The sequence below is a fragment of the Herbaspirillum sp. B65 genome (assembly GCF_000333555.1).
Lineage (GTDB): Bacteria > Pseudomonadota > Gammaproteobacteria > Burkholderiales > Burkholderiaceae_D > Herbaspirillum > Herbaspirillum rubrisubalbicans.
This window is the reverse complement of the sequence record NZ_BADI01000943.1, coordinates 1-3,059: the sequence shown is the minus strand read 5'-3', so window position 1 is coordinate 3,059 and position 3,059 is coordinate 1. Positions and strand designations below refer to the sequence as shown.

Sequence of the window (3,059 nt, the reverse complement as noted above, 5' to 3'; positions counted from 1 at the left end):
GGCATGCCAAGCTGCGCGAATGATGGACCAGGCCGGCATCCAGCTGGGCCAGGCCAATGTCCAGACCGGGATGCCCAACCAGCAGCAAGGTGCCGGCAATGGTCAGCCGCAGGCGCGCAATTCGTCTTCCGGCAGCTTCGGCCAGGACCAGGATGGCGATGCCGCGATCACCGGCACCACGACCGCCAGTGTGAGCACCAGCGGTCTGGGCCTGGTAGACACCTTCGCCTGAGCACTTCACGCAAGAGATTCTTACAAAATAGGCAATTTCGTCCGCACAAGGACTCAACAATGGGATTTCCCTGCCGATAAGCAGACATCCCCGCACTGTGCGCTGACGAACTGAAAGGAAGAGTAGATGGCAACAAAAGGTAAAGCCCCGGCCAAGGGAGCTGAAGCAGAAGCAGCACCGGCAAAATCGAGCAAGAAGATGCTCTTCATCATCGTCGGTGCCGTGCTGGTGCTGGTCATCGGTGGGGCTGCAGCCTTCTTCATGATGGGGGGCAAGGGCAAGAAGGGTGAGGATCATGCCGACGATCATGCCGAAGCCAAGGCGCCCACCTTCGTGGTGATCGAACCCTTCGTGGTCAACCTGCAGCAGGAAACCGGTGACCAGTACCTGCAAGTAGCCATGACCCTGCAAGTGCCTGACGGCCAGACCGCCGAATTGCTCAAGCTGTACATGCCGCAGGTGCGCAGCCGCCTGTTGATGGTGCTGTCCAGCAAGAAGGCCTCGGATCTGCTCACCAGCGAGGGCAAGCGCAAGCTTACCGATGAGATCATCGACCAGTTGGGCGAGCCGTTCTCGGGCAAGGGCAAGGGACCGCAGATCACCGACGTGTTCTACACCTCGTTCGTGATCCAACAGCAGTAACACCGCATCGCAGTCAGAGATTTACGACCATGGCCGAGCATTTTCTATCACAGGAAGAAGTCGATGCCCTTCTAAAGGGTGTCACAGGGGATGAAGACGAAGAAAAAATCGTCGAAGAAGCCCCTGGTACGGTACGTACCTACAACCTGGCCACGCAGGAACGCATCGTACGCGGGCGTATGCCCACGCTGGAAATCATCAACGAGCGTTTCGCGCGTCTGTTCCGCATCGGCTTGTTCAACTTCATTCACCGTACCGCCGAGATTTCGGTCGGTCCGGTGAAGGTGTCCAAGTACAGTGAATTCATCCGCAACCTGGTGGTGCCGACCAACCTGAACCTGGTCCACATCAAGCCCTTCCGAGGCATCGGGCTGGTGGTGTTCGACCCGCAGTTCGTGTTCATGCTGGTGGACAACATGTTCGGCGGCGACGGTCGCTTCCATACCCGCATCGAAGGCCGTGAATTCACGCCCACCGAGCAGCGCATCATCATGCGCGTGCTGGAGATCACCTTCGAAACCTACGCCAAGTCGTGGGAACCGATCTATCCGATCGAATTCGAATTCATTCGCTCGGAAATGAATACCCAGTTCGCCAACATCGCCACGCCCAACGAAGTCGTGGTCTCCACCACCTTCACCGTTGAGCTCGGTCCGGTGTCGGGCGAAATCCATATCTGCACGCCCTACTCGATGATCGAGCCGGTGCGTGACCGCCTCACCAGCAGTATGCAAGGCGAGGCACTGGAAGTCGACAAGCGCTGGATCCGCCTGATGAAGCAGCAGATCCAGACCGCCGAGGTCGAACTGATCGTCAATTTCGGCACCGCCCGCGTCAACTTTACCGACCTGCTGCACATGCAGGTAGGCGACGTGATCCCGCTGCAGACCAATACGACCGTCGAGGCACAGGTTGACGGCGTGCCGGTGATGGAATGCAGCTACGGCCAGTCCAATGGCCAATACGCCCTGCGCGTGGAAAAACTGCTGTCCATCACCCATCAAGAAACACCGGAAAGCTTTCAAGGAGATTAGTAATGGCTGATGAGAACGTAGCAGGCGCAGGCGCAGCGGAAGACGATCCGTGGGGCGCGGCCATGGCCGAGCAGACCCAGGCCGAAGAAGCGCAAAAGAAAGGCGAGATGGAAGACGAGAAAGGCATCAGCGCGGCTCCCGCGATGGCCACCGTCTTCAAGGACTTGAGTGCCGCCGATATCAAGACCAATACCCCCAACGACATCGACTTCATCCTCGATATCCCGGTGCAGCTGACCGTAGAATTGGGTCGCACCAAGATCGCCATCAAGAACCTGCTGCAACTGGCGCAAGGTTCGGTGGTGGAACTGGATGGCATGGCCGGTGAACCGATGGACGTGCTGGTCAACGGCTGCCTGATCGCCCAGGGCGAAGTGGTGGTGGTCAACGACAAGTTCGGTATCCGCTTGACCGACATCATCACGCCGGCCGAACGCATCCGCAAGCTCAACCGCTGAGCAGGGACGGCTCCAGTTTGATGAAACGTCTTGACGCTGTATCCCGCGCCGTCCCGGCAAGCTTGGCATCGGTTCTACTGCTGAGCTGTGCCCAAGCCTGGGCCGAGAACGCTCCCGCCAGCGCGGCAGCCACACCCGCCGCCAGCACGCTCCCCTCTTCTTCCGGCAGTGTCTTCACCATGCTCTTCGGACTGGTGGTCGTGCTGGCCGTGATGGCTGGCGTGGCCTGGCTCTTCAAGCGCTTCGGCCTGACCCAGAACTTCAACGGCAATGCCGCCGCCNAGGTAGTCGGTGGCGTCTCGGTGGGCACGCGCGAAAGAGTGATGGTCATCGAGGTAGGTGAGCAGTGGATCGTGGTCGGGGTTGCTCCGGGTCGCGTCAACGCCCTGGCCACCCTGCCGCGCCAGGAACTGGCCGCGGGGCCGTCGGGCCAAGGCAGCGGACCGAGCTTCGCCAACTGGCTCAAGCACACCATGGACAAACGTAATGGCGGCGCCGGCAACGGCGACCGTGCGGGTAATGATGGCAGCACAAGCTAAGCCGCAAGGCACTCTTTCTCTCCTGGCCCAGCGGGCGGCAGCGCTCTTGCGCAGCCGCTACTGGTGGCTGGCACTGCTGTGCCTGCCGCTGGCTGCCTCGGCCCAGCAAGGCCTGCCGGCCTTGAACAGTATGCCCGCACCGGGAGGTGGCACG

General features: G+C 60.4%; 4 protein-coding genes and 1 pseudogene. All 5 read left to right on the top strand.

Annotated elements, in window-relative coordinates; translation table 11 throughout:
• Positions 1–232: pseudogene (locus I5W_RS21960) on the top strand (flagellar hook-length control protein FliK); the annotation flags it as partial.
• Between the two features lie 126 nt (positions 233–358).
• Entirely contained in the window at positions 359–874 is a 516-nt protein-coding gene (gene fliL, locus I5W_RS21955; RefSeq protein ID WP_017450945.1) for a flagellar basal body-associated protein FliL, read from the top strand.
• Positions 875–903: 29 nt separating this feature from the next.
• Positions 904–1,908: a flagellar motor switch protein FliM gene (gene fliM, locus I5W_RS21950; protein WP_017450944.1), complete on the top strand. Its 1,005-nt coding sequence runs from the start codon at positions 904–906 to the stop codon at positions 1,906–1,908.
• Positions 1,909–1,910: 2 nt separating this feature from the next.
• On the top strand, positions 1,911–2,366 hold the full coding sequence (gene fliN, locus I5W_RS21945) for a flagellar motor switch protein FliN (RefSeq protein ID WP_017450943.1): 456 nt from the start codon (positions 1,911–1,913) through the stop codon (positions 2,364–2,366).
• Between the two features lie 20 nt (positions 2,367–2,386).
• The gene (gene fliO / locus I5W_RS21940) at positions 2,387–2,905 is read left to right on the top strand and encodes a flagellar biosynthetic protein FliO (protein WP_441294734.1); all 519 of its coding nucleotides are present in this window, start codon (positions 2,387–2,389) and stop codon (positions 2,903–2,905) included.
• Positions 2,906–3,059 lie beyond the last annotated feature (154 nt).